The organism is Streptomyces sp. NPDC052721 (genome assembly GCF_040678315.1).
In the GTDB taxonomy this organism is placed as follows: domain Bacteria; phylum Actinomycetota; class Actinomycetes; order Streptomycetales; family Streptomycetaceae; genus Streptomyces.
Map to the genome: position 1 here is coordinate 1 of NZ_JBFATL010000051.1, position 25,582 is coordinate 25,582.

At 72.7% G+C, this 25,582-nt stretch carries 27 protein-coding genes and 2 pseudogenes; 17 read left to right on the forward strand and 12 right to left on the reverse strand.

Annotated features, from left to right (window positions below; translation table 11 throughout):
• Positions 1-65: 65 nt before the first annotated feature.
• Positions 66-1,574, reverse strand: coding sequence for an MFS transporter (locus AB0L21_RS34090; RefSeq protein ID WP_365709378.1), 1,509 nt, complete (start codon positions 1,572-1,574; stop codon positions 66-68).
• A gap of 86 nt (positions 1,575-1,660) precedes the next feature.
• Here AB0L21_RS34090 and AB0L21_RS34095 point away from each other — a divergent pair, with 86 nt between their 5' ends.
• Positions 1,661-2,062, forward strand: a complete 402-nt coding sequence (locus tag AB0L21_RS34095; RefSeq protein WP_365709376.1) for a MarR family transcriptional regulator — start codon at positions 1,661-1,663, stop codon at positions 2,060-2,062.
• 94 nt (positions 2,063-2,156) lie between these two features.
• Here the strand turns inward: AB0L21_RS34095 and AB0L21_RS34100 are convergent, their stop codons facing one another.
• On the reverse strand, positions 2,157-2,897 hold the full coding sequence (locus tag AB0L21_RS34100; protein ID WP_365788177.1) for a maleylpyruvate isomerase family mycothiol-dependent enzyme: 741 nt from the start codon (positions 2,895-2,897) through the stop codon (positions 2,157-2,159).
• Positions 2,898-3,012: 115 nt separating this feature from the next.
• On the opposite strand from AB0L21_RS34100, the gene AB0L21_RS34105 reads away from it, so the two are divergent.
• Positions 3,013-3,861 carry a tetratricopeptide repeat protein gene (locus AB0L21_RS34105; RefSeq protein ID WP_365788178.1) on the forward strand — a complete coding sequence of 283 codons (849 nt, stop codon included), beginning with the start codon at positions 3,013-3,015 and terminating at the stop codon, positions 3,859-3,861.
• A gap of 48 nt (positions 3,862-3,909) precedes the next feature.
• On the opposite strand, the gene AB0L21_RS34110 is transcribed toward AB0L21_RS34105, so the two are convergent.
• Complete coding sequence (locus tag AB0L21_RS34110; protein ID WP_365788179.1) at positions 3,910-5,271, reverse strand: C1 family peptidase; 1,362 nt, start codon at positions 5,269-5,271, stop codon at positions 3,910-3,912.
• A 180-nt stretch (positions 5,272-5,451) separates the two neighbouring features.
• On the opposite strand from AB0L21_RS34110, the gene AB0L21_RS34115 reads away from it, so the two are divergent.
• Positions 5,452-5,847: a luciferase family protein gene (locus tag AB0L21_RS34115; RefSeq protein ID WP_365709369.1), complete on the forward strand. Its 396-nt coding sequence runs from the start codon at positions 5,452-5,454 to the stop codon at positions 5,845-5,847.
• 39 nt (positions 5,848-5,886) lie between these two features.
• Here AB0L21_RS34115 and AB0L21_RS34120 read toward each other — a convergent pair whose 3' ends face one another.
• On the reverse strand, positions 5,887-6,666 hold the full coding sequence (locus tag AB0L21_RS34120; RefSeq protein WP_365709367.1) for a DeoR/GlpR family DNA-binding transcription regulator: 780 nt from the start codon (positions 6,664-6,666) through the stop codon (positions 5,887-5,889).
• A 125-nt stretch (positions 6,667-6,791) separates the two neighbouring features.
• Between AB0L21_RS34120 and AB0L21_RS34125 the strand changes: the two genes are divergently transcribed.
• Both AB0L21_RS34125 and AB0L21_RS34130 read left to right on the forward strand, forming a co-directional pair.
• The gene (locus AB0L21_RS34125; protein WP_365709364.1) at positions 6,792-7,673 is read left to right on the forward strand and encodes an SIS domain-containing protein; all 882 of its coding nucleotides are present in this window, start codon (positions 6,792-6,794) and stop codon (positions 7,671-7,673) included.
• Positions 7,674-7,702: 29 nt separating this feature from the next.
• Entirely contained in the window at positions 7,703-8,563 is an 861-nt protein-coding gene (locus tag AB0L21_RS34130) for a class II fructose-bisphosphate aldolase (protein WP_365788180.1), read from the forward strand.
• Positions 8,564-8,588: 25 nt separating this feature from the next.
• On the opposite strand, the gene AB0L21_RS34135 is transcribed toward AB0L21_RS34130, so the two are convergent.
• A complete protein-coding gene (locus AB0L21_RS34135) occupies positions 8,589-9,722 on the reverse strand; it encodes a methyltransferase (protein WP_365788201.1) in 1,134 nt (377 codons plus the stop codon).
• A gap of 67 nt (positions 9,723-9,789) precedes the next feature.
• On the opposite strand from AB0L21_RS34135, the gene AB0L21_RS34140 reads away from it, so the two are divergent.
• Together AB0L21_RS34140 and AB0L21_RS34145 are read left to right on the forward strand one after the other, a co-directional pair.
• On the forward strand, positions 9,790-10,440 hold the full coding sequence (locus tag AB0L21_RS34140; RefSeq protein ID WP_365709358.1) for an alpha-ketoglutarate-dependent dioxygenase AlkB: 651 nt from the start codon (positions 9,790-9,792) through the stop codon (positions 10,438-10,440).
• 48 nt (positions 10,441-10,488) lie between these two features.
• Positions 10,489-11,736 carry an ROK family protein gene (locus AB0L21_RS34145; protein WP_365788181.1) on the forward strand — a complete coding sequence of 416 codons (1,248 nt, stop codon included), beginning with the start codon at positions 10,489-10,491 and terminating at the stop codon, positions 11,734-11,736.
• A 367-nt stretch (positions 11,737-12,103) separates the two neighbouring features.
• Here the strand turns inward: AB0L21_RS34145 and AB0L21_RS34150 are convergent, their stop codons facing one another.
• Genes AB0L21_RS34150 through AB0L21_RS34160 form a run of 3 tightly spaced genes read right to left on the reverse strand, consistent with a single transcriptional unit; the run spans position 12,104 to position 13,538 of the window.
• A complete protein-coding gene (locus AB0L21_RS34150) occupies positions 12,104-12,688 on the reverse strand; it encodes a DUF4865 family protein (RefSeq protein ID WP_365709353.1) in 585 nt (194 codons plus the stop codon).
• Between the two features lie 38 nt (positions 12,689-12,726).
• Positions 12,727-12,942: a hypothetical protein gene (locus tag AB0L21_RS34155; RefSeq protein WP_365788182.1), complete on the reverse strand. Its 216-nt coding sequence runs from the start codon at positions 12,940-12,942 to the stop codon at positions 12,727-12,729.
• Positions 12,943-12,947: 5 nt separating this feature from the next.
• Positions 12,948-13,538, reverse strand: a complete 591-nt coding sequence (locus AB0L21_RS34160; RefSeq protein ID WP_365709349.1) for a TetR/AcrR family transcriptional regulator — start codon at positions 13,536-13,538, stop codon at positions 12,948-12,950.
• 164 nt (positions 13,539-13,702) lie between these two features.
• Here AB0L21_RS34160 and AB0L21_RS34165 point away from each other — a divergent pair, with 164 nt between their 5' ends.
• Positions 13,703-13,996: an SHOCT domain-containing protein gene (locus tag AB0L21_RS34165; protein WP_365709347.1), complete on the forward strand. Its 294-nt coding sequence runs from the start codon at positions 13,703-13,705 to the stop codon at positions 13,994-13,996.
• Positions 13,993-14,168, forward strand: a pseudogene (locus tag AB0L21_RS34170) (ABC transporter ATP-binding protein); the annotation flags it as partial. The gene AB0L21_RS34165 and the pseudogene AB0L21_RS34170, both read left to right, overlap by 4 nt.
• A gap of 756 nt (positions 14,169-14,924) precedes the next feature.
• Here AB0L21_RS34170 and AB0L21_RS34175 read toward each other — a convergent pair.
• Both AB0L21_RS34175 and AB0L21_RS34180 read right to left on the reverse strand, forming a co-directional pair.
• Positions 14,925-15,332: pseudogene (locus tag AB0L21_RS34175) on the reverse strand (ATP-binding protein); the annotation flags it as partial.
• Between the two features lie 323 nt (positions 15,333-15,655).
• Positions 15,656-15,979, reverse strand: coding sequence for a hypothetical protein (locus AB0L21_RS34180; protein WP_365709345.1), 324 nt, complete (start codon positions 15,977-15,979; stop codon positions 15,656-15,658).
• Between the two features lie 303 nt (positions 15,980-16,282).
• Between AB0L21_RS34180 and AB0L21_RS34185 the strand changes: the two genes are divergently transcribed.
• The 8 genes from AB0L21_RS34185 (at position 16,283) to AB0L21_RS34220 (ending at position 23,982) form a co-directional block, all read left to right on the forward strand.
• Positions 16,283-17,407, forward strand: a complete 1,125-nt coding sequence (locus tag AB0L21_RS34185; RefSeq protein WP_365709343.1) for a PLP-dependent cysteine synthase family protein — start codon at positions 16,283-16,285, stop codon at positions 17,405-17,407.
• A 231-nt stretch (positions 17,408-17,638) separates the two neighbouring features.
• Positions 17,639-18,844, forward strand: coding sequence for an ATP-binding protein (locus AB0L21_RS34190; RefSeq protein ID WP_365709341.1), 1,206 nt, complete (start codon positions 17,639-17,641; stop codon positions 18,842-18,844).
• On the forward strand, positions 18,841-19,242 hold the full coding sequence (locus tag AB0L21_RS34195; protein ID WP_030651943.1) for a roadblock/LC7 domain-containing protein: 402 nt from the start codon (positions 18,841-18,843) through the stop codon (positions 19,240-19,242). The genes AB0L21_RS34190 and AB0L21_RS34195 overlap by 4 nt, the downstream gene beginning before the upstream one ends.
• Positions 19,239-19,613 (forward strand): DUF742 domain-containing protein, encoded by a 375-nt coding sequence (locus AB0L21_RS34200; protein ID WP_365709339.1) that lies wholly within the window; start codon positions 19,239-19,241, stop codon positions 19,611-19,613. The genes AB0L21_RS34195 and AB0L21_RS34200 overlap by 4 nt, the downstream gene beginning before the upstream one ends.
• Positions 19,588-20,190: an ATP/GTP-binding protein gene (locus AB0L21_RS34205; RefSeq protein ID WP_365788183.1), complete on the forward strand. Its 603-nt coding sequence runs from the start codon at positions 19,588-19,590 to the stop codon at positions 20,188-20,190. The genes AB0L21_RS34200 and AB0L21_RS34205 overlap by 26 nt, the downstream gene beginning before the upstream one ends.
• 243 nt (positions 20,191-20,433) lie before the next feature.
• Entirely contained in the window at positions 20,434-21,747 is a 1,314-nt protein-coding gene (locus tag AB0L21_RS34210) for a cytochrome P450 (RefSeq protein ID WP_365709384.1), read from the forward strand.
• 104 nt (positions 21,748-21,851) lie between these two features.
• Entirely contained in the window at positions 21,852-23,114 is a 1,263-nt protein-coding gene (locus AB0L21_RS34215; protein WP_365709335.1) for a cytochrome P450, read from the forward strand.
• 79 nt (positions 23,115-23,193) lie between these two features.
• Positions 23,194-23,982: an enoyl-CoA hydratase/isomerase family protein gene (locus tag AB0L21_RS34220; protein ID WP_365709333.1), complete on the forward strand. Its 789-nt coding sequence runs from the start codon at positions 23,194-23,196 to the stop codon at positions 23,980-23,982.
• Here the strand turns inward: AB0L21_RS34220 and AB0L21_RS34225 are convergent, their stop codons facing one another.
• Entirely contained in the window at positions 23,983-24,456 is a 474-nt protein-coding gene (locus AB0L21_RS34225) for an SRPBCC family protein (RefSeq protein ID WP_365709331.1), read from the reverse strand.
• Positions 24,457-24,541: 85 nt separating this feature from the next.
• On the reverse strand, positions 24,542-25,375 hold the full coding sequence (locus tag AB0L21_RS34230; protein ID WP_365709330.1) for a DeoR/GlpR family DNA-binding transcription regulator: 834 nt from the start codon (positions 25,373-25,375) through the stop codon (positions 24,542-24,544).
• Positions 25,376-25,582 lie beyond the last annotated feature (207 nt).

A 25,582-nucleotide genomic window follows, 5' to 3' on the forward strand; every position in this document is an offset into this window, starting at 1 on the left:
CGTCAAACTCCCGTCTGCCGCGCGGCCCGCCCTCCGGGCGGACGACGGGAGTTTGACGACAGGACCTAGTCGCGGACCGGTACGCGGTCCGCGTCCGCCTCCGTCATGGTGTCCGCCTCCTTCACGGTGGACCTGGCGACCACGACCGACCGTCCCTGGCGGGGGCGGCGCAGCCCGGTGAGCGACAGCAGCAGCCCCACGACGGCCATGGCCGCGACGACGACCAGACCGGGCCGGTAGCTGTCCAGGACGGCCTGCGGGGTGGCCTTCGCGGGAGCGTGCGCGGTCACCACCGCCGTCACGACGGCCAGGAAGAGCGCGCCGCCCACCTGCACCGAGGTGTTCAGCAGACCGGAGACCATGCCCTGCTCGTGCTCGTCCACGCCGTTGGTGGCCTGGACGTTGAGGGACGGGAAGGTCAGCGCGAAGCCCGAGCCGACCAGCAGCATGGTCGGCAGGATCACGGCCGCGTAGACCGGGTGCAGGTCGACCCGCAGGAACAGCACGTATCCGACCGCCAGCAGGACGAAGCCGAGCACGATCAGCCGCGTGGTGCCGAACCGGTCGATGACGGACCCGACCTTGGTCGCGGAGAGCGCCACCAGCGCGCCCGCCGGCAGGAAGGCCAGCGCCGTGTGCAGGGCCGACCAGCCCAGCACCTGCTGCATGTAGAGCGTGACCAGGAACTGGAACCCCGTATAGCTGCCGACGAACGTCAACGCGCCCAGCTGGGCCCGCACCTGCGGTCCGGAGCGCAGCACCCCGAGCCGGATCAGCGGGCTGGGGCTGCGCAGCTCGACGAGCACGAAGGCGACCAGCATGACGGCCACGGCGACGAAGGACAGGAGTGTCCGGGCCGACGCCCAGCCGGTCTCGGGCGCCTGGACGACGGTGAACACCAGCAGCAGCATCGAGGCGGTGCCGAGGACGGCACCCGGGATGTCGTAGCCGCCGTGGTCGCGTTCGCGCTCGCTGCGCGGCAGCAGCTTCATGCCCACGAGCAGGGCGAGCAGGGCGACGGGGGCGGGCAGCAGCATGGTGAACCGCCAGCTGGCCTCGGTGAGCAGCCCGGAGAAGACAAGGCCCATGGAGTAGCCGGCGGCGGCGCAGGTGGTGTAGATCGACAGGGCCCGGTTGCGCAGCGGGCCCTCCGGGAACGTCGTGGTGATGATCGACAGGCCCGCCGGTGCGGTGAAGGCCGCGCTCAGGCCCTTGATGAAGCGGCTGGCGATCAGCAACGGGCCGGAGTCCACGAGCCCGCCGAGCAGTGAGGCCAGTGCGAAGACGCCGAGGGCCACGAGGAACACCTGGCGCCGGCCGAGCAGGTCGGCGGTCCGGCCGCCGAGGAGGAGCAGGCCGCCGTACCCCAGGATGTAGCCGCTGACGACCCACTGCAGGGTCGACGTGGAGAGGCCGAGATCGGAACCGATGGACGGCAGCGCGACGCCGACCATCGACACGTCCAGTGCGTCCAGGAACATCGCGGCGCACAGCACCAGCAGGGTGCCCCACAGCCTGGGTGTCCAGCGGACCGCCGGGGACGGGGTCGCGGAGGTGGTGAGCGGAGAGGTCATGCCGCGTACCATTACATGCACGTGCATGAGATGCAAGCGCATTTAATGATGGTGCAATAAATGCGTTTCTCTGCTACGGTGCGCCCATGGCGGCGAAGAAGCAGCCCGAACAGGCGCTCGTGGAGCAGTGGCGGGACATCCTGGCTCTGCATGCCCGCACCCAGTGCGAAGTGGACCGGGCGCTGCACGGGCACGGACTGTGCGCGAGCGACTTCGAGGTCCTCGACCTGCTGGCCGAGGGCGCGGCTGCGGACGGCGGCTGCGCCTACCGGGTGCAGGAGATCTCCGACCGGGTCCACCTCAGCCAGAGCGCGCTGTCCCGGCTCATCGGCCGCCTGGAGAAGGACGGCCTGGTCGAGCGGGCCATGTGTCCGGAGGACCGGCGCGGGGTGCGGGTGGCCCTCACGGCGAAGGGACGCGCACTGCACGGCGAGGTACGACCGGTGCAGCGCGCGGTGCTGGCGAGGATGCTGACCGAAGCGGACTGACGGGTCTCGGCGCCGGCCGGAACCGGGGAAGGACCGTCGGGGTCGTCGGATCCCGGACCCCCTGGACCGCCGGCGCCCGGGCTGTCGACGGTCGTCAGATCCGGGACCGCTCACGCCACAGGGCCGCGAGTGACGGGTCGCCGGTCACGTGCGGCACCGCCGTCCGGTTCCACAGCGCCAGGTACAACTGATCGGCCGGCCCGGAGAGTTCGGCCTCCGCCGGGCCGTCCCCCGCCCGGACGGTCACCGGCGGCCCGTCACTGAGCCGTACGGTCCACACCGCGTCCGGCCCCGCGTCCACCGCGCGCACCCGGAGCGTACGCGGCTCCTCGGTGCGCACGCGGCTCCGGGGGCGGGCGTGGAAGCCGCGCAGCAGTTCGTCGATGCCGTCCGCCGCGAAGTCCGGCGCGATCGGGGACAGCGTACCGCCGCGCGCCGCCTCGGCGTCGTAGCGGTGCACGGTCGTCTCGTGCGCCTGACGCCGGGTCCAGAAGGCCAGCGGCGAGGGACTGGGCGCGGGATGGAAGGTCCAGCACTCCAGGCCGGCGGGCGCGGCGGCCAGCGTCTCCACCAGCAGACGGTGACTGTCCCGGTACCAGGCCACCAGTTCGGCCCCGTCCAGCACCGGCGGCTCGCCGAGGGGCCGGGGCGCGGTGTGCCCCCCGGCGACGAAGGCGGCGGCCCACCGGTGCACCGTGCCGGTGTGCCGCACCAGGTCCCGCACCTGCCACTCCGGGCACGTCGGCACCTTGGCTTCGGCCCCCGCCGCAGCGGCGGCCGCCGCGAGCAGCCGACCCTCGCGGTCCAGGATCTCCAGGAACTCGGCAGTCTCCATGCGGCCGAGTGTGCCGCATGGAGCGTGCTCCAGCGCACATGAATGCGCGGCGCGAGTCTTCGGCCGAGGAAGCGGACCGGAACGACGCCCCGTGACCGACTGCCATCATCTACGGATGCACGAGCAGACGTTCGCCGAAGTACCCGTCGCAGGCGACGAGTTGGCTGCCGCACAGGCCGGAAGGCCGGGGGCGGCCCGGACCTACGCGGAGTCGCTCACCCGGCGGGGGCAGCTGGACCAGGCCCTGCCCTGGTGGGAGAAGGCCGCCGGGGAGGGGGACGCGCAGGCCGCCCGTACCCTCGCCATCGTCCACCGGGACCGCTGGGACTTCGCGGAGGCCGAGCGGTGGTACCGCACCGCCGCCGACCGGGACGGCGGCTGCGCGTTCGGGCTCGCGACCCTGTTGGCGGAGGCGGGCGACCCGGCGGCGGCCGAGGAGTGGTACGCGCGCGGTGCCGAGCTGGGCAGCGTCGAGTGCCTCACCAACGGGGCCCTGCTGCGGGCCGGGCGCGGAGAGTGGGACGAGGCGTCGGCGCTGCTCGACGAGGCGGCGGAGAGCGGCGACCGCACCGCCGCCCACGCCCGCCACGGCATCCGGACCATCCGGTACGAGCTGGAGAAGTGCGCCACCGCCCTGGCGGAGGCCGAGCGGAACGGGGACCCCGAGGCCGCGTACGACGCGCTGCGCGAACTGAAGGACCCGGAGCACCGGCACATGTTCGACGCGTATCCGCGTCTGGTCGCCGAGGCGGAGGCCCTGTTCGCCCGCGCCGCGGCGGCCGGCAGCGCCGTAGCGCTGGTCGACCAGGCCGTCTTCGTGGCCCGCGACCCGCGCCGGTGGCCGGAGGTACGTGCCCTCGCCGAGCGCGGTCATGAACTCGGCTACTCGGGCGCCGCCTACGTCCTCGGAGTGTGGTGGGAGGCGGCGGCCCTCACCGCCGCGTCCGCGTCGATCGGTCCGTAGCCGGGCAGGGCACTGCGGCCACGGTCCTGGCCGAGTGGGTGCGACGGCTCACTTCGCGAGGGCGCCCATGGGGTCCCAGGCGGGCAGGACGATCGGCGGCTGGTCGAGGGCGGTGGCCAGCTCCGGCGGCAGCGCGGAGCGACGCACGGCGATCTCGAAGACATGCTCGCCGAACCACGAGTCGTTCATGGTCCAGAAGCCCTTGTCGGCCTTCTCCTCACCCCAGCTGTTCTCCACCCGCCAGCGGCGCGGGCTCCCGTCCACCACGTCGACGCCGGTGAACAGCATCGCGTGGGTCATCTGCGTGTCGTGGTGCAGCAGCCGGTCGGCCTTGTCCAGGGTGAACGGGGCGTCGTAGACGGCCGCGTAGTCGAAGAGCGCGGCGTCCCAGACGCCGACGTCCGCACGCATCATCTTGGCCACGTCACAGCCGAACCACACCGGTTCGCCGCCGACGATGGCCTCCATGGCCAGCCGCTTCAGCAGCTCCACCGGCGCGTTGAGATAGACCACCGGCGGGGCGTCCACGACATTGCCCAGGTACTCGACGGTGAACGTGCGGCCGACCGGGCTCGACTCCCGAGGGTCGTGCACCAGGCAGACGTACTCGTCCAGCGGGAGCTGGACGTACGAGGCGGCGAACTCGGCCGGGGTGAGCCAGCCGTCGCGGTGGAACTCCTTGTTCTTGTCCTCCCACTGCCACAGGAACCGCTGCGGAGGCGTGCCGAGGTGGATGCTGAGCACCCGGTGGACGGCGGCCAGCACCTCCCGCTTGTGCCCCCGCTGGGCCTCGACCCCCTCGGCGGCCAGCCCGCGCAGGTCGCGGGCGCCCTGGCGCAGCAGGGTCTTCAGGGCCCGGTTCATCGCCCGGGTCGAGGAGGAGCTGTCGGTCTCCGGCATGGCCGACTTGGGGACCAGGCCGTGCTTGGCGACCAGCGCGACGAACATGTTCCACTGGCCGCCGTCACCGATCGGATCCGTCAGCAGGTGCGCCACCGTGCGGTCGTCCACGTCCCGGTCCGAGGTCTCGATGACCGCCTCCAGGAAGTGGTTCGCCCGCTCGAACTTGTCCCACCAGAGCAGGTAGTTCTGGGAGAACTCGAAATCCTTCACGCCCAGCTTCCGTGCGGCCCCGACCCGGAGCAGGTTGAGCCCGGCGAACATCCAGCAACGCCCGCTCTGCTTCTGGTCGGTGGCCTTCCAGTCGTCCAGGTGGTGGGAGACCGAGTGGTCGATTCCGGTGAGTATCCGCCGGTCGAGGGCGACATCGTCCACGGGCGTCTGGGTGACCGCGTTCTGCATCAGCCGGTTCACCGGGCGCGCGGCGAACTCCTTCTCGAACAGCTCCAGCTGGTCCGGGGTCAGACTGCGTTCCATGGCCTGGCGGGAGTCATCGTTGCCGAAGGTCACAGCGGTCTGCCTCCAGTTCCCAGGGCTTCTTGGGACGAGCGCGCCCTCACCGTCGCACGGCGGTTCGGCCGCAGTCAACGGAGTGTCGAAGCTCAGCTTCCTGAACGTGCGGTGGATACGGGCCGGTTCATGCTCGCTCACGAGCTGGTTGCGGGCGGGTGAGCGCGCCATGATGGGGCCATGACGTTGGCCTGGCGCGCGCTCGCGCAACTGGCGGCCTGGCCGGACCTGAGACGGGCCGTCCCGAGCTGCGGTCTGGGACAGGCCGTGAGGTCGGCCCAGGGCGAGATCGCGCACTTCCACTCCGAGCGCGATGTCGACCTGCGGCTCACCGACCGGGCCATCCGGCGGTTCGCCAGGGACCTCAGGGGCTCGGACGCCATCAGGGTCGTGCCCGGCTCGCAGTGGGTGACCCTGCGCCTGGACGCCGCGAGCGACGTCGACCTGCTGTTGACACTGGTCAGCGTGGCGCTCCAGGCACAGCAGACGTGGCCCGACCCGGCCGACCGGGCGGTCGGGGGCTGCAACGACCAGCGCGGCGCGGGGTTCGTGAAGGCCGACCTCGGCGGTCTCTGAGGCGGCGGCCGGGGCCGGGAGGCGGGCCTGGCCGCCGCCTCACACCGTCAGCACCCGGACGCCCGCCTCCTCGAACCGCCGTACCGTCTCCCGCTCCGCCGCCGTGTCCGTCACCAGCGTGTCCACCAGCTCCGTCCCGCAGATCCGGGCGAACGCCCGGCGGCCCAGTTTGCTGGAGTCGGCGGCGACCACCACCCGCTCGGCGCGCTCGCACAGCAGCCGGTTGATCGCGGCCTCCGCCTCGTCGTGCGCCGCCGCCCCGTGCGTCACGTCGAAGCCGACGACACCGAGCACGGCCACGTCGAGCGTGATCTGGCCCAGCACCCCGTCCGCGAGCGGGCCGATGAGCTCGTACGACTGCGCACGCGCCACCCCGCCCGTCACCACGATCTTGAACTGGGGGCGTACGGCCAGCTCGTTGGCGATGTTGAGCGCGTTGGTGACCACGGTGAGCGCCGGTGAGCCGGTGGCGAGGTCACCGCGTACGGCCAGCGCCCGGGCCACCTCGGTGGTGGTCGTACCGCCGGTCAGCCCGACCGCCTCGCCCGGAGCGAGGAGCTGGGCCACCGCCTTGGCGATGCGCTGCTTCTCCGAGGCGCGCCGGGCCGTCTTGTAGCGCAGCGGGAGTTCGTAGGACACCCCGTGGACCACTGCTCCGCCCCGGGTGCGGACCAGCATCTGCTGTTCGGCGAGCTGGTCGAAGTCCCGGCGGATCGTCGCCGCCGACACCGCCAGCTCGGCCGCCGCCTCCTCGACCTCCAGCCGGCCGCGCTCGACGAGCAGTTCCAGCAGCGCCTTCCAGCGGGCGTCCCGGGACATCCGCCGCTCCCTTCCGTTCGATCTCCCGGCGACCCTAGCGCACCCGGCCTGGCGCCCGAATGCTTGATTGTGCTCGAAATCTCGCTATATCTTGCAGGAACGATCAGCTAGGGGAGGGTCTGGGCATGACGCATGTCGAGAACGAGCTGAACAGCCAGCCCGAGTGCTGGATACGGGCGGCCGAACAGGCGGGGCGGCACCGCGGCGCACTGCCGGAGGCGGGGGAGCGGGTCGCCGTCGTCGGGTGCGGGACCTCGTACTTCATGGCCCAGGCCGTGGCCGCCCTGCGCGAGGGCGCCGGACAGGGCGAGACCGACGCGTTCCCCGCATCCGAGTTCCCGCACGGGCGGCCGTACGACCGGGTCCTCGCCCTCACCCGGTCCGGCACCACCACCGAGGTACTCGAACTGCTGGGCGAACTGGCGGGGCGGACACCTACCACCGCCGTCACCGCCGACCCGGACACCCCGGTCGTCTCGGCCGCCGACGACCTCGTCGTGCTGGACTTCGCCGACGAACGCTCCGTCGTCCAGACCCGGTTCGCGACCACCGCCCTCACTCTCCTGCGCGCCCACCTCGGCCTGCACACCGACGCCGTCGTCGCCGACGCGCGTACCGCACTCGCCACTCCCTTGCCCGAAGGGCTCGTGGAGTGCACGCAGTTCACCTTCCTCGGGCGCGGCTGGACCGTCGGACTCGCCCACGAGGCCGGGCTGAAGATGCGCGAGGCCTCCCTCTCCTGGACCGAGTCCTACCCGGCGATGGAGTACCGGCACGGCCCGATCAGCGTCACCACCGAGGGGACCGCCACCTGGATGCTCGGCGCGGCGCCCGACGGACTCGCCGAACAGGTCCGCGCCACCGGCGCCCTGTGGATCGAGGGCGGGCTCGACCCGCTCGCCGAACTCGTCCGGATCCAGCGGCTCGCGGTCGCCGTCGCCGCCGCCCGGGGCCTCGACCCCGACCGGCCGCGGCACCTCACCCGCTCGGTGATCCTCGCCCCCTGAACCCGGCCCGTCACGGAAGGACACCTCACGTGCCCCTCGCGTCCACCGGCGAGCTGATCACCCGGGCCGCCGCCGCCCGCTCTGCCGTCGCCGCGTTCAACGTCATCACCCTGGAACACATCGAGGCCGTCATCGCCGGCGCCGAGTCGGCCGGCGCACCCGTGGTCCTCCAAGTCAGCGAGAACGCCGTCAAGTTCCGCTACGGACGGCTGCTGCCGCTGGCCCGCGCCGCCGTCGCCGCCGCCGAACGGGCCGCCGTACCCGTCGCGTTGCACCTGGACCATGTGCACAGCGACGACCTGCTGCGCCAGGCGCCCGGCGCCGGGTTCAGCTCGGTGATGTACGACGCGGCCCGCCTCCCGTACGACGGCAACCTGGCCGCGACCCGCGCCGCCGCCGACTGGGCGCACGCCCAGGGCCTCTGGATCGAGGCCGAGCTGGGACAGATCGGGGGCAAGGACGGCCGGCCCCCGCTGGACGCGCACGCGCCCGGCGCCCGGACCGACCCCGGCAGGGCGCGGGACTTCGTCGCCGGCACCGGCGTCGACGCCCTGGCCGTCGCCATCGGCAGCGCGCACGCCATGACCACCCGCACCGCCGTCCTCGACCTCGGCCTGCTTTGGCGGCTGTCCGCCGCGCTGACCGTGCCGCTCGTCCTGCACGGCTCCTCCGGGGTGCCGGACGACGGACTGGTCGCGGCGGTCGGCGGCGGCATCGCCAAGGTCAATGTCGGGACCGCGCTCAACGCGGCCATGACCGGCGCGATCAGGGACTTCCTCGCCGCCCGTCCCGAGGCCGTCGACTCGCGGACGTACCTCAGCGTGGGGCGGGAGGCGATGGCCGACGAGGTACGGCGGATCATCGGGGTCCTCTCCCGGACCGGCGGCTGATCGGCTCGCCTTCCAGCAGAGCCGATCAGCCCTTCTTGACCGCCTTCAGCACCACGAACTTCGGGTCCGACGCCACCAGTTCACTGTTCCCGAACAACCGCCTCAGCTTCACGTGGTACCCCAGGTGCCGGTTCCCGATCACCCACAGTTCGCCCCCCGGCCGCAGCGAGCGCAGCGCCCCCGTGAACATCCGCCACGCGGTCGCGTCCGTGGTCGCCTGGTGGGAGTGGAACGGCGGGTTGTTCAGGATCAGGTCCACACTGGCGGGCGCCACCCCGGCCAGCCCGTCCCCGACCCGGAACTCGGCATGCCCCGGCACCCCGTTCGTCTTGTACGTCGCCTCCGCCGAGGCCACCGCCTGGTACGACTCGTCCACGAACAGCACCTCGGCCGCCGGATCGGCCAGCGCCACCGCCGTACCGACCACGCCGTTGCCGCATCCGAGGTCCACCACGCGCCCGGCGCCCGGGCCGGGCAGGTGCTGGAGGAAGAACCGGGTGCCGACGTCCAGCCGGTCGGCGCAGAAGACACCCGCGTGGTTCACGACCGTGCGCCCCGACACCGCGCCGACGTCGTCCGGCAGGGCGTAGCTGTACGGCCACGGGTTCGCGGGCCGCTCCAGCGCCGGGTCCGGGGTGCAGAGGATCAGCCGGGCCTTCTGCCGGGCCAGGGAGGTCCGGGTCGGGCCGAGGATCCGCTCGAACAGCTGGAGCGTCGAGGTGTGGATCTCCTTCACCATCCCGGTGCCGACCACGACCGTGTCCGCGTGCACGGCGGGCGCCAGCCGCAGCAACTGGTCCTCCAGCAGCGCCAGGCTCTTCGGTACCCGCACCAGCAGCACGTCCACCCGCTCCGGCGGCGGGTCCTGCGTGGTGAGCAGCCGTACGGCACCGGGCTGCACGCCCGCCCGCGCCAGGTTCGCCCGGGTCGCCTCCTGACCGAGGAAGGAGTCGGTGATCTGCGTCGGCCGGTGCTCCGCCAGCGCGGTCACCAGCGCGCCCCAGCGGTCCCCGACCACGACCACCGTGCCCGTCAGCGGCACCTTCTCCGCTGCGAGGTGGCGCAGCAGGTACGCGTCGGAGGCGTCCCAGGCGCGCAGCCGGTCGCGGGGATCCTCGGGGAAGCGGGTCAGCTCGACCTCGCCCCACGGTGTCGTCATACGGTCGCTCATCGTGCGTCCAGGCTAGCGGAGCCGCAGATCAGAGGGCATGGGGCAGGATGGGGGCATGGAGGACGAGCTGTTCCCCCGGGAGCGTGCGGAGGTTGCGCCGGGCGCCGTGCACGTCGTGGACTGGCTGGACGCCGAGCGGCAGCGCGCCCTGCTCGCCGCCTGCCGGGACTGGGCCCGGCCCCCCGCCGGTCTGCGCACGGTCCGCACGCCGGGCGGCGGCACGATGACCGCGCGCCAGGTCTGCCTGGGCCGGCACTGGTACCCGTACGCCTACGCCCGCACCGTCGTCGACGGCGACGGCAGCCCCGTGAAGCCGTTCCCGGACTGGCTCGACGCGCTGGGCCGTCGCGCGGTGGCCGACGCGCTCGGCCCGCACGCCGTACCGGACGTGCCGTACGACATCGCGCTGATCAACTTCTACGACGGCGACGCCCGCATGGGCATGCACCGCGACGCCGACGAGAAGGCGGACGCGCCGGTGGTCTCGCTGAGCCTCGGCGACACCTGCGTGTTCCGCTTCGGCAACACCGGGACACGCGCGAAGCCGTACACCGACGTCGAGCTGCGCAGCGGCGACCTGTTCGTCTTCGGCGGCCCGTCCCGGTTCGCCTACCACGGCGTGCCACGCGTCCGCGCGGGCACGGCCCCGGCCTGGCTGGGCCTGGCCGGACGGCTGAACATCACCCTGCGGGTGAGCGGCCTGTAGCCGGCGGCGCAGGCCACCCGGGGTGCGGATCATGGGAGACTCGCCCTCATGAGCGGCAACGCGGATCCCCGGCCAGCGGGGGAGAGGACCACGTCGAGGGCGCGGCTGGACCGCGGGCGCGGGGCGCTCGGGCCGGCGCTGGAGCTGGTGCACACCGGGCGGGCGCCGACCCGTGCCGTGCTCACCGCCGAACTCGGCGTCACCCGGGCGACGGCCGGCGCGGTCGCCGCCGAGCTGGAGGCGCTGGGCCTGATCCGCGTGGACGCCCGGCCCGGCTCGGCGGCCGGCTCCCAGGGACGCCCCTCGCACCGGCTGGAGGTCGCCGAGGACGGTCCGGTGGCGCTCGCCGCCCAGATCCACGCCGACGGCTTCCGGGCCGCGCTGGTCGGACTCGGCGGGCGGATCGTGGCGACCGCCCCCGGCTGCGAGACCGTCGACGCCGACCCGGCGAAGGTCCTCGGCTCCGTGGTCGAGGCGGGCGCGGAGCTGCTGCGCAGCACCGGGCGGCGCTGTGTCGGCGCCGGACTCGCCGTGCCGTCCGCCGTCGCCGAACCCGCCGGCCTCGCCCTCAACCCCCTGCACGTGGCCTGGCCCGCGGGCGCCCCCGTCCGGGAGATCTTCGCGGAGCGCGTGCGCGCCGCCGGCATCGGCGGACCCGCGTTCACGGGCAACGACGTCAACCTCGCCGCACTCGCCGAACACCGGCACGGCGCCGGCCGGGGCGCGCGGGACCTGCTGTGCGTGGCCACCGGGCACCGGGGTGTCGGCGGCGCGCTCGTCCTGGACGGCCGTCTGCACACGGGCAGTTCGGGTCTCGCCCTGGAGGTCGGCCATCTCACGGTCAACCCGGAGGGCCGCCCCTGCCACTGCGGCAGCCGGGGCTGCCTGGACGTCGAGGCGGACCCGCTGGCCCTGCTGGTGGAGGCGGGCCGGGAGCCCGGCCCCGAGGTGTCGCTGGTCCAGCAGGCAGGCGACCTGCTGCGCACACAGTACGACGACCCGGCCGTCCGCAGGGCCGCCGAGGTCCTCATCGACCGTCTCGGCCTCGGCCTGGCCGGCCTGGTCAACATCCTCAACCCGGACCGCATCATCCTCGGCGGCCTGCACCGCACCCTGCTCGACGCGGACCCCGGCCGGCTGCGCGCGGTGGTCGCCGACCGCAGCCTGTGGGGCCAGAGCGGGGGCGTCCCCATCCTGCCGTGCACCCTGGACCACAACAGCCTGGTCGGCGCGGCGGAACTGGCCTGGCAGCCGGTGCTGGACGACCCGCTGGAGGCGCTGGCCGGGAGCGACTAGTCCGCGGTGACGCCCCGGTACGCTCCCCGCGCCGGGCCGTTCTCGTCGTACAGCACCGTGCAGGTGCCACAGGCGCGGTCGGGGAAGGGCAGCCGGTCCGACTCCAGCGCGTCGAGCCATGCGGCGTGCGTCGGCCGGCCGTCAGGGTGCCCAGGCTCTGATCCCGGCGTCGGCCAGCCGTACGGCGGCCACTGCGTGACGGCCGATCCGCCCGCCGCGCGGAAGGCCGCTCAGCCCGGACCGCGCGCCGCAGAGGCCGTCCAGCTCCTGACCCGGCAACCGGGGCTGCGCCGGAAGGGATGGTCGTGCGCGTCGCACACGCCCCGCCCCTCGGGCGGGATGCCATCGGGGACCGTACGGACGTGGGTCACCACTGCCGTCCGCGCGGGAGCCGGTCCCGGCCGGGTGCGGACAGGTGCAGCACCTCGAAGACGTCCCCGTCGGCCTTGGGCGCCTCGTGCTCCCAGAGGGAGAAGTGCACCAGCTCCCAGGCGTGGGTGTCCACGGCCGCCGCCGCGAGCACCGCGCCGTCCTGCGCCGCAAGCTTCTCCGTCCCGGCCGCCGCGTCCGCCATGAAGGACGCCAACCGCGTGCCGTCCGGCACCGGTTGACGCCGGCGCACGGCGAACGCCGGCGCGGAGGCGGCCGCGGTGCCCTCCTCGAAGGCCAGGCCGGTCCACTGCCGGATCGCGGGCCGTCCGAAGTCGTCGACGGGCCCCTGGAAGGCTCCGCCCCACAGGAAGCTGTTCATGCCCTCCATGGTGTTCCAGAGGTAGAACGGGCCGTACTGGTTCACCGGCGAACCGTTCACACCGCGTTCGCGCATCACGTACGTCTTGATGCCGAGGCCGTCCCAGTCGTCCAGCAGATGTCCGACGCGGGCGACCCGGGAGCGGATGATCCCCATGTCGTAGCCGGCGGGCAGGGTGAACTCGTACTGCATGGCGTGCATCTCGGAATCCCTTCTCGGACAGGGGAGTTGGCCACGCCTCAGGCGGGATGGCGGGTCAGGTGCGCGTGCCGTTCGGTCGTCGTGCCGTCCGCGGCGGCCTCCACCACCGCCAGGCGGGTCATGAAGGCCGCGGGGACCAGCCCCTCGCCCTCCGGGGCGTGCAGCACCTGCCCGGGCCGAGGCCGGTGCCAGGCCGTGTGCGTGCCGGGCGCGGGGCCCCGCTGGGTGCCGGGACGCCGTCTGGTGAGGTGCACGTGACTCAGTGCTCCTGTCCGGGAGCCGGAGGTGCCAGCAGGGAGAGCAGACCGCGTACGCCCGCGTCGAACGCGGCCGGCGATCCGGACGCGCGGGCGAGGACATAGCCGCCCTGTACGGTCGCGAGGACGGCCGCGGCGATCTCCTCGCCGTCCAGACCGGGCGCGAACTGCCCCTGCCGCTTGCCCTCTTCGACGATCCCGGCGATCCGCTCGCGGATGGCGGCGATCGTCCCGTCGACCGGCGCGCGCAACTCCTCGCTCGCGATCACGTCCGGGTCCATGGTCAGGCGGCCGACCGGACAGCCCCGCAGCACATCACGCTCGCGCAGCAGATACGCCTCGATGCGCTCGTAGGGCGTGCCCGGACCGCCGAGCACGGCCTCGGCGGTGGCCCGCAGTTCGTCGGCGGTGCGCCGGATGGCCGCCAGGGCGAGGTCCGGCTTGCCCTTGAAGTGGTGGTACATGCTGCCCTGGCCGGCCCCTGCGCGTTCCAGGATCGCCTTCGGGCTGGTGCCCACGTACCCGCGCTCCCACAGCAGCTCGCGGGTGGACTCGATCAGTCGTTCCGAGGTGCTCACACCGTCACTGTACATACTAGTAGTTACAGTCGCATCCCTCCGGGAGCAGCCCGGCCTCACCGCTGTACTCCCCGCGAGGTACACGCACTGCCGCCGGCCGCACGACGACCCGCACCCCCTGCCGGAGGGAGCCTCGGGACATCACCCGAAGACCCGAACCGACGAGGGAGAGACCCGAGATGCAGACCTTGGCGCACTGGGACGGCGGCGGACCCGGCCCGTGGATCCTGTTCGTCCCGCTGATCTGGGCGGCCGTCGTGACCGGCGCCGTCACCGTGCTGCGCCGCACCGCCTGGCGCGGGCGCGGCGGCCCCTGGCGGCCGGTGGACGCGGGACGTCCGGCGGGTGACTCGCCGCTCGCGGTCCTCGGCCGCCGCTTCGCCTCCGGCGAGATCGACGAGGACGAGTACTGGCGCCGCCTGTCCGTCCTGGAGGAGCAGTTCGGCCGCACCGGAAAGGGCGGCACGGCATGACCACGACGACCGCGGTGCGGGGCCGCGGCCCACGTCGTCGACGCGGTGAAGGTGTACGGCTCCGGCGACACCGCCGTACGCGCCCTGGACGCGTCGACGTCACCTTCCCCGCCGGACGGTTCAGGCGATCACGGGCCCCTCGGGCCCCGGTCGGCCCGCGCTGGTGCTGTGTTGCCGAGGGGAGCGCCGGACTCGTACCGGGCGCGGTACTCCCGGCCGGCCGGAGGCGTGGTGGGCCGGGGCGCCACCGCTGGATGAGCACGGAGCGTCCGGCCGGAAGCCTCCGCGGGGCAGGGGGGCGGGAGCCTCCGCGGGTCAGGGGGGCGGGAGCCTCCGCGGGTCAGGAAGGTACGGCTGACCGGGCGGGTGCCGGCGTCCCGGTCGGGGTGGGGGCGGACCCCGCGGCGGGTGTGGGCGCCGCGACCGGTGCCGTAGCCGTGGCGGTGAGGGGTGCCGTGCTTCCGGCAGGTGCTGTACGGCGGAGGGGTGGGGATGCGGGACTTGTGAGGGGTGTGGCACCCGCCGGTACAGGGGCTGCCGGCGCCCCAGCCGGCCCCGCCGAACCAGTTGTCCCCGCCGGGAGAACCGCCCCAGCCGGGACAGCCGCCTCAGCCGGGGCGCCCACTCCCGCCGGCACGGCCGCCTCAGCCGGGGCGCCCGCTCCCGTTGGTACAGCCGTCTTAGCAGGAGCACCCGCTCCCGTTGGTACAGCCGTCTTAGCAGGAGCACCCGCTCCCGCTGGCACGGCCGCCTCAGCCGGGGCGCCCACTCCCGCTGGCACTGCCGCCCTCGTTGGGACAGCCGGGTCCGCCGGACCGGTCGTCTTCGCTGGTACAGCCACCCGGGCCCCCGCCCTCACCGTCGGCGCCGGCGTGCCCCGTACCGCGCCCCGCAGCGACCCCGACAGATGGCTCCGGGCCGTTGCCGGGGCGGGGAGGGTGAACCAGACGACCTTGCCGTTCTCGCCGTCCGGGCGGGCGCCCCAGCTCTCGCTCACCGCGGCCACCATGGCCAGGCCCCGCCCACAGGTGGCCAGCGGGGTGGGGCCCGGCGCCTCGGGGGCGTCGGCCGGCACCGGAAGACGCGGATCGTGGTCGCGCACCGAGACGGTGAGCCGGTCCGGCAGCAGCTCCAGCTCGACGGTGCACGACTTGTCGGGTCTGGCGTGCCGGTGGACGTTGCTCAGCAGCTCCGTCACACCGAGCGCGGCCCGGTCTATCAACGGCTCCATATGCCAGTAGCGCAACTGCGCAGATACGATTCTGCGGACCTGGCCGATCCGCGACGGCAGGGCTTGGAGCTCCACCGTGCAGTGCCTGCTTGGGTGACTGATCACGGCTGCGACTCCCCGATGTGAGGTCCGGAGGAACCGGAAGAACACGGAGAACAACGGATCCAGCAGGGTGCTTGCGTCCAAACGTCCGCCTGCTGTCGTGGCCGGCGGGCTGGTTCGCAGCGTTATCGCCGGTAAACCCAGAGTGACGTGAGACCAGCGTGGCGCAGCGGATACGCTCCCGCAACTCGCCGCGACCGACCGCTGCTCAGGGTGTGCGACGGACGCCGCTCGCCATGCCCGGCCGACCGCCGCTCAGCATGCCCGGCCGACCGCCGCTCAGCATGCCCGGGCGACCGCCGGCCGGCGTGCGCGGCCGGCGCTCCTCAGCCGCCGCGCCCCGCCGCCCGGCGCACCGCCTCGATGAACCGCCGTGCCGCGGGCGGCCCCGGCCGGCCCGGCGCGGGATCGTGCGCGCCCATCGTCAGCAGGTACCGCGTGCCGTTGACGTCGGCGAGCGCCCGGTCGTCCGGGACGAACCACGGCTTGGACGCGCGCACCGCCTGCACCGGCGCGCTGTCTATCTCGCTGCCGTAGCTGGTGAGCAACTGCAGCCTGCCGTCGCTGATCCGGACCTGCCCGGCCCGGGTGAGCGAACGCAGGCGTTTGCCGATGCGCACGCCTGTCGCCGTGAACTCCGGTTCCGCCATGTCTGGCCGCCCCCTCGCGGTGTTCCGGTGGTTCCCTGTTGCGCCCCCGTTCGGGACGGTCGTCCCGTCGCGTGCAGTCTGCCCCGGCTCGGCGTGGAGCACCAGTGCGCGGGGGCGCGCGCGACAGCCGCCCGGAGCACTCGCGCCCATGCGCCCCCGTCGGCTCGCACATCCGTGCCCCAGCGCGTCTTTGGGTGGCTCAAAGATGCGTTTATGCAGGTGGGAAGCGGTGTGAAAGGTGCCTATGCTCGATCTGCCGGCCCGCGCGAGGCGCCGTCGGCGAGCAGCGTAAGGAGCCCCGCCGTGAGCAGCACTCCCCAGATCAGCACCGGCGCCACCGTCGACGTCGACCGCAGTGACCCCGCCTACCGTGACTGGCTGAAAGAGGCCGTCCGCAAGGTTCAGGCCGACGCGAACCGATCGGCGGACACGCACCTGCTGCGCTTCCCGCTGCCCGAGCGGTGGGGTATCGACCTCTACCTGAAGGACGAGTCCACCCATCCCACCGGCAGCCTCAAGCACCGGCTGGCCCGTTCCCTGTTCCTCTACGGCCTCTGCAACGGCTGGGTCCGGCCGGGCCGCCCGGTGATCGAGGCGTCCAGCGGCTCGACGGCGGTCTCCGAGGCCTACTTCGCGAAGCTGATCGGCGTGCCCTTCATCGCGGTCATGCCGCGCACGACGAGCGCGGAGAAGATCCGCCTGATCGAGTTCCACGGCGGACAGTGCCACTTCGTGGACGACTCCCGGAAGATGTACGAGGAGTCGGCCCGCCTCGCGGTGGAGACCGGCGGCCACTACATGGACCAGTTCACCTACGCCGAACGCGCGACGGACTGGCGCGGCAACAACAACATCGCCGAGTCGATCTTCCGTCAGCTGCGGCTGGAGCGGTTTCCGGAGCCGGCCTGGATCGTCGCCACGGCGGGCACCGGCGGCACCTCCGCGACCCTCGCCCGCTATGTCCACTACATGCAGTACGACACCCGGATCTGCGTCGCCGACCCGGACAACTCCTGTTTCTTCGAAGGCTGGACGACCGGCGACCCGGACGTCACCTGTGACTGCGGTTCCCGGATCGAGGGCATCGGCCGGCCGCGCATGGAGCCCAGCTTCGTGCCCGGCGCGATCGACCGGATGATGAAGGTCCCGGACGCGGCCAGCGTCGCGGCCGTACGGGCCCTGGAGGCGGCCATCGGCCGTAAGGCGGGCGGCTCCACGGGCACCGGCCTGTGGAGCGCGCTGAAGATCGTCGCCGAGATGGTGGCCGAGGGGCGTACGGGCAGCGTCGTCACGCTGCTGTGCGACCCGGGCGACCGGTACCTGGACAAATACTATTCGGACGCGTGGCTCGCGGAGCAGGGCCTGGACATCGCGCCGTACGCCGCCGCGGTCGACACGTTCCTGGCCACGGGCGTGTGGCCGGACTGAACCGCCCCCATCCTCGGGCGGCCGCCGCGCGACAGGCGGGTTGCGGGGTTGTGTGGGTTTGGTGACGTCTCAATTGGAGCCCTGAGCAAGCCGGTTGGCCCTAAGCGGCTGATAAGATCACCCCACTTTTCAGTGGACTGACGGCGTGTCATGAACGCGTCTGGGGGACAGTCTCGAAGGCACCGTCGCGCTGTTCACGTTCCCGGCGCGATGCGACTTGAAGAGAGTCTCATGACGTCATTGACTCAGGATCCACTGTTGTGGGTCTTGCTGGTGGTGCTCATCGCTGCGGTCCTCGCAGTGATGCGGGCCCGGAGAACCAATATGGCGCTCCGAAGAACGAAGAAGGACCTGGAGGCAGGACTCGGGGAGGCCCGCGGCGATGTCGGAGAACTCCACGCGCACATCGCCACGCTGACCGCCCAGCACCAGCGCGACCTCGCGGACGTCCGGGCGGACGCGGAGGCGGCGACCAAGGCGGTGCTCAAGTCCGCGATGGGAACGCTCCAGTCGCTCGCCGAGGAGCAGCAGGTACTCCTCGACAGCCTGTTGAAGAAGTACGGCGACACCACCGAGGTCCTGGCCGACCTGATGACGGTCGACCACACCGGCAGCCAGTTCGGCCGCCGCGCCAAGGGCATCTCCGTGCTGTGCGGCGGCTGGCTGGGCAGGCGCGAGGGCGCCGCCACGGTCTACGACGTCGCCCGCAGCGCCCAGGGCCGGATCAAGGACTTCAACCGGGTCAGCGTCCACTCGCAGGTGAACGTCTCCCTCGTCGGCAAGGCGGTCGAGCCGGTGGCCGTCGTGCTGGCCGAGCTGCTGGACAACGCGACGAACTACAGCGCGCCCGGCACCCCGGTCGAGGTCAACATCCAGACCGTACCGACCGGTGTGTGCTTCATCGTCGACGACGCCGGGCTCGGCATGGACCAGGAGACCAAGGACCGGGCGGCGGCTCTGCTGTCGGTCGACGGTCCGGTCGACATCACCGGTCTCGGCGATCCGCCGCGGTTCGGCTTCGCCGTGTGCGGCATGCTCGCCGCCCGCTACGGCTTCGCCGTCTCCGTCGGTTCCGTGTCCCCCTACGGCGGAGTGCGTGCAGTGATTCGTGTGCCCGAAAGTCTCCTCGCGGCCGACGCGCCCGCCCCCGCGGCCGACGCCCAGGACGCCACGGGCCCGGAGGCGGCCCCCCAGCGGCTGGCGCCGGTCCCGGTGGTGGGCCCCACCCACGTGGTGGGGACGACCTCGGGCGGTCTGCCCAAACGCCGGCGGCGGGGCGGCCCCGTCACGGTGGTCCCGGCACTCGACGCCACGGCCGGTCAGGAGGGCACGCCCGAGCCCGCCAGCGAGGTGACGGCGTCCCGGCTCGGGGCGTTCGCGCGCGGAACACAGCTTGGGCGTACCACGAACACCACGGAAGGACCTGACAACAAGTGAACATCGACCTGTCCTGGGTGCTGAACGACGTGCTCGAGGTACGCGGAGCCCGGCACGCGATCCTCGTCTCGGGCGACGGCCTGCTGCTGCAGCGCTCGGACGACATCGGGCGGGACGACGCCGAGACGAACGCCGCCGCGATGAGCTCCATGCAGTCGCTGAGCCGGGCCGTCGCGGGGTTCGTGGGAGCGGGACACGGGATCTGGAAGCAGACGCTGCTGGAGTACGACGGCGGCTGGATCTTCCTGATCGCCGCCGGCCAGGGCTCGTACCTCGCCGTCTCCGCCGCGCTGGACGTCGACATGGAGGCCATGTCGTTCCGCATGCAGAAGACGGTGGCGGGCCTGAGCAAGGCGATGAGTGTGGCGCCCCGCTCGGACAACGGTGCCGGCGCATGACGACCCCCGAGGAGGAAGCCTCCGTCACCAGCGACTTCGTCCGCTCCTACGTCATCACCGGCGGCCGGACGCTGCCGGACTCGGACGACCTGGCGCTGCACACCCTGGTCACCCTGGCTCCCGACCGGACACCCCCGCTGGGAGCCGGCCCCGAGGTGACGGCGATCTGGAAGCTGTGCGCGGGCGGCTACCTGTCGGTCGCCGAAGTGGCCGGCCACCTGGGACTGCCGGTGGGGGTGGCCCGGCTGCTGCTGACCGATTTATTCGAGCAGGGACACCTCCTGCGCCGCGCCGAGCCGCCCCGGGCTCAGAACGTTGACAGAGCGACCCTGGAAAAGGTTCTGAATGGACTCCAATCCCTCATCGGCTGAGACGGCCCCCGGCTCCATCTATGTCTCCAGCGCGGTGACCAACGCTGCCAAGATCCTGGTCGTCGGGCACTTCGCCGTGGGCAAGACGACCTTCATCGGCTCCCTGTCGGAGATCACCCCGCTGCGCACCGAGGAGAAGATGACGCAGGCGTCGCTCCACGTGGACGACCTCAGGGGCGTGGGCGGCAAGACCACCACCACCGTGGCCCTGGACTTCGGCCGGCTCACGCTCAGCGACGACCTCGTGCTGTACCTGTTCGGCACCCCCGGACAGCAGCGCTTCATGCAGCTGTGGGAGGACATGGCCCGCGGGGCGCTGGGGGCGCTGCTCCTGGTCGACCCCGCCCGGCTGGAGGAGACGTTCCCCGTCATCGACCTCGTCGAGCGGTACGGCCTGGAGTACGCCATCGCGGTCAACAGCTTCGAGGCAGGCAGGGTGTACGACGAGGCGGAGGTGCGCGAGGCCCTCGACCTGCTCCCGGACACCCCCGTCGTCTACTGCGACGCCCGCGACCGGCAGTCCTCCGCCCACGCGCTGATCGCGCTCGTGCGTCATCTGCTCACCCGGGCCGCCTGACACGACCGTCCGCAGCCGCCCGACCCGCCCATCCCCCCGACCCCCGGCCCGGACCCCCCGCCCGGGCCCCGGCCCGGACCCTCCGCCGGGACCCCGGCCCGGCACCACCTCCCGGCCCCCGGACCGGAACCATCCCCCGGCCCCCGGCCCGGAACCATCCGCCCGGACCCTCGGCCCGGAGCCAGCAGAAGGAACTTCATGGACCGCCAGTCAGCCCCCGCCCCCGCCGGCGCCAGATGCCCCATGCACGACGCCGCGTTCGCCGCCGACCCGCACCAGGTCTACGACCGGCTGCGCGCCCACGGCCCGGCCGGACCGGTCGAACTCGCCCCCGGAGTCGACGCCACCCTGGTCGTCGGCCACGAGATGGCGTTGCGCGTGCTGCAGAACTCCACGCTCTTCGCCCGGGACGCCCGCCGGTGGAAGGCCCTCAACGAAGGGCGTGTCGGGCTGGACAGCCCGGTGCTGCCGATGATGGCGTACCGGCCCAACTGCCTGTTCACCGACGGCGCCGTGCACCTGCGGCTGCGCAAGGCCGTCACGGACAGCCTGGCCCGGCTCAACATCACCCGCATCCGGCGTGACGTCGAGCCCATCGCCGACTACCTCATCGACCAGTTCAGCGAGCGAGGCCGGGCCGACCTCCTCAACGACTACGCCAAGCTGCTGCCGCTGCTGCTGTTCAACAAGCTCTTCGGCTGCCCGGCGGACATCGGCGACACCCTCACCAGCGCCATGTCGGCGATCTTCGACGGCAAGGACGCCCTGCGCGCCAACGAGGAACTCACCGCCTGCCTGATGGAGCTGATCGCCCTCAAGCGCCGCCGGCCCGGCGACGACGTCACCTCCTGGCTGATCCAGCACCCCGCCGGGCTCACCGACGAGGAACTCAAGGACCAGCTCGTCATGCTGATGGGCGCCGGCGTGGAACCCGAGCGAAACCTCATCGGCAACGCCCTGCTCCTGCTGCTGTCGCCCGACACGAGCGGGCGTGACTCCGGGCTGCTGGTCGAGGAGGCGATCGACGACGTGCTGTGGAACCAGACGCCCATCGCCAACTACGCCACCCACTACCCGGTGCAGGACGTGGACCTCGGGGGAGTGGTGGCCGAGGCCAACACACCGGTCGTCATCAGCTTCGCCGCGGCCAACAGCGATCCCGCGCTGGCCGAGGCCCGCCGGACGCACAGCAAGGGCGCCCACCTTGCCTGGGGAGCCGGTCCGCACGCGTGCCCCGCCAAGGACCCGGCGCAGGTCATCGCCGTCACCGCGATCGAGAAGATCCTCAACGCCCTGCCCGACCTGACGCTGGCCGTTCCCGAGAAGGAGCTGGAATGGCGGCCGGGGCCGTTCCACCGGGCCCTGGTCGCGCTGCCCGTGGCCTTCAGCCCGACCCCGGCCACCCGCATGGTCTCCGCCCTCCAGAACCGGACCGCCCCCGCCGCGGCGGAGCGGCCACTGCCCACGGCTCCGGCCTCCGCCGCTTCCGCCGGCCGCCAGGAGCCGGCCAGGAAGAAGGGATTCTGGAGCAGTTTCCTGGACATTTTCCGGGTCTGATGTGCGGCATGTGACAGGAGCAACACTGTCAGGCGCATGACGAGGGAGAGGGGAAGGGTAGGTTCCGGCGGTAACGGTAGCGCCCAGCCACTAAGGAGCTTCGCGTGACCGCCGTTGGCGTCATACGCGGTACCACCCCCGACCGCCGAGTCGTCATCCCCCTCCTTCGTCGCCTGAGGTCCGGCGAGGGACTGGCCGACCCCCTCCCCGTCTGGGACGAACTGCGCGCCCTGGGCGATGTGGTGCCCGCGCCCTGGGGCGGGTACTTCGTGACCGGATTCGATGCGTGCAGCCAGGTCCTGCGCGGCAGGAACTGGCTCGTCCCCGACTTCGACTGGCAGGAACGCCAGCCCGACCCGACGCGCTGGCGGGAGCCGGCGACGCGGGAGATGACACGGACCCTCGCCCGCCTCAACCCGCCCGAGCACACCTTCCAGCGGCGCGCTCTGGGCAACCTCTTCGACCGCGGCACCCTGCAGACCATGCGGCCCCGGATCGCCGGCCACGTCACCCGGCTCCTGGACCGCCTCGCCTTACAGCTGCGCACCCACGGCGAGGCCGACTTCGTCGGCACGGTCGGCGACCGGCTCCCGATCCACACCGTCGGCCAGTGGCTCGCCATCCCGGCCGAGCACTACCCGCGGATCCTGGACTTCACCCACCGGCAGGTCCACGCCCAGGAACTCCTGCCCACCAAGAGCGAACTGGCCGTCTCAGCCCAGGCCACCCTGGAGATGAGGGCCTTCTTCACCCGCCTGATCGCCCACCGGCGCGGCCACCTTGGCAACGATGTCCTCTCCGGCTGGATCCGCTACTGGGACGCCCAGTACCCCGACGACCGCGCGGCGGCGGACCAGATGCTCTACGACCTGACGATGTTCATCACCATCGCGTCCCTGGAGACCACCGCGACCCTGCTGACCAACGCCGTGTGGTTCCTCACCCGGGACCCGGCCCGGGCCGACTGGCTGCGCCGGCACCCCGAACACATCGACGACGCGATCGACGAGGTGCTGCGCTACGACCCGCCCATCCACCTCAACTCCCGGTACGCCGCCGACGACACCGTCCTCGCCGGCGTCCCCATCGCCAAGGACACCACCGTCCACGTCCTGTACGGCGCGGCCAACCACGACCCGCGCCGCCACGAGAACCCGCACGTGTTCGACATCCGCCGCAAGGGCGCCCATCTCACCTTCGGCGGCGGGGCCCACTACTGCCTCGGCATGGCCCTGGCCCGCCTGGAAGCCCGCCTTCTGCTCAGCGAGCTGCTGGAACGATTCCCCACCCTGCGGCCGACCGCGGGCCCGACGTACGCGAGCCGGATGGTCTTCCGGCGCGTCACCTCCCTGACGGTGACGGCGTGACCTCCTGGAGGCGGCCTTTGCGCACCTGACGAGACGACCTGCCCGAAAGCGACGACATGACTCCCCCGAAAGCGACGACATGACCGCCCTCCCCCTCACGGCTCTCCCGGCCGGCCCCGTACGGCAGACCCTGCGGACCCACCGGGAGGGCCCGGTCCTCACCATCGAGCTGAACACCCCCGAGCACGGCAACACCGTCACCGACGCCCTCCTGGACGACCTCCTGGCGGTCCTCCAGAACCAGGACCCGGCGGTGCGCGTGCTCGTGCTCACCGGGAGGGGCGGCGACTTCAGCCTCGGCGGGGACCGCGGCGAGTTCGCCCGGCACCTCGCCGCCGACCCCGCCGGCAGCGGCATCCGCGTGTCGGGAACCAAGGCGCGGCGCGTCTGCGACGCCCTGACCGGGAACCCGGCCGTCACCATCGCCCGCGTCCACGGCAAGGCCATCGGGGCGGGCATGGCGCTGGCGCTCGCCTGCGACCTGCGGGTCGGCTCCGAGGACGCCACCTTCCGGCTGCCCGAACTCGCCCTCGGGCTCCCCACCGCCTGGGGCGGCCTGCTGCCCCGCCTCATCAACGAGGTCGGCGCCGCCCGCGTCCGCGAACTCGTCCTCACCGGGCGGGCGTTCACCGCGGCGGAAGCCCACTCCCTGTCCATCCTGCAGAAGGTCGTGCCGGCGCACGAACTTGACGCGGCCGTCGACGCCTGGGCCAAGCCCATCGTCCGCCGCCCCCCGGCGGCACTGCGCGTCACCAAGACCCTGCTCAACTCCCTGTCCTCCGCCTCCCGCCTGGCCGACGTCTCGGCGCTGGACGCGGAGCTGATGGCAGCGGTCGTGGCAGAGGCGCAGCACGACCGCGGCGACTGATCACCGCCGGGACACGTACCCGTCCAGGGATGTCACCGCGTCACGGAAGGCGCGCCCCAGTCCCGCCCGGGCCAGCGTGAGGAGGAACCGGAACGGCGCCGTCCCGTCGGCGGCGAAGGTCCACCGCACACGCGTGCCGGTGCCCCGGGGCGTGAGGCGCCACTCCTCGGCCAGGGCGCGGGCCCCGGGCGCGTTGGTGCTGTCGACGCGGTAGGCGTACACCTCGGGCGCCTTCGCGACGAGCACCGTCTCCGCGAACCGCGTCCCGCCCCGGAGCCGGATCTCCCGCCCGGCGCCGCCGTCGGCGGCCCGGGCGAGCGTCACCGCCGCGAACCACTCGGCCCAGCCGGGCACGTCCTCGGCGAGCGCGTGGAAGACCTGCTCGGGCGAGGCGGAGATGTTCCGCGCGAAGACCAGACGTACGGGCGCGGTCCCGATGAAGCCGAGATCCACCGGGCGCAGACGACGAGCCATGGACGAAACCCCCTCGTGAACACTCCCGCAGGGCGGTCGACGGAGCATCGTCGACCGGGCATCGGTCACCTTAGCTGACGGAATGTCAGATGTCTGTGCCGTCCTCTTCGCCGGGCTCGCCCGCCACCAGCACCCGCAGGTGCTCGGAGATCTCCGCGCGCGCCTCGGCGGGCAGGCCGGCGTCGGTCACCAGCGTGTCCACCTGCTCCAGCGCGGCGAACGAACTCAGGCCCACCACACCCCACTTGGTGTGGTCGGCGACCACCACCACCCGGCGCGCGGAATGCACCAGCCGCCGGTTGGTCTCGGCCTCCGCGAGGTTCGGCGTGGACAGGCCGGCCTCCACCGATATGCCGTGCACACCGAGGAACAGCAGATCGAAGTGGAGCGTGGCGATCGCCTGGTCCGCCACCGGCCCCACCAGCGAGTCCGACGGGGTGCGCACCCCGCCGGTCAGCACCACCGTCGCCGACCCCTGCCGCTGCCCCGAGGTGCGCTGCGCCGAGTGGAAGACGTCCGCCACCCGCACCGAGTTCGTCACCACGGTCAGGTCGGGCACCTCCAGCAGATGCTGCGCGAGCGCGTACGTCGTCGTACCGCCGGACAAGGCGATCGCCGCCCCCGGACCGACCAGGCGTGCCGCGGCGCGCGCGATGTCCTCCTTGGCGGTCAGCTCCAGCCCCGACTTCGCCTCGAACCCCGGCTCGTGCGTGCTCGCCTCGACCACCGGCACCGCGCCGCCGTGCACCTTCTCCAGCACCCCCTGACGGGCGAGCGCGTCCAGATCGCGGCGCACGGTCATGTCCGAGACACCGAGCTTGCGGGTCAGTTCGTTGACCCGTACCCCGCCCCGGCGCCGGACCTCGTCCAGGATCAGGGCGCGGCGCTGCTCCGCGAGGAGGTTCTGATTCTCGCTCACGTACGCTCCGGTCCTTTCGCCGCCATCCGTCCGACACGCCCGGCGCACCGGCTCCGACCAGGACGTTCCATCTGTCCGGCAGTGCGCGGGCGTCCCATCTTTTCACGGGTCGGCACCGGTTGCGCCACCGCGTCGCGACCCGTCCGCCGTCACACGGTTCGGGGAGATTCCGTGAGGAGAGGTGTACGCGACCGCCGGACCGGCGAT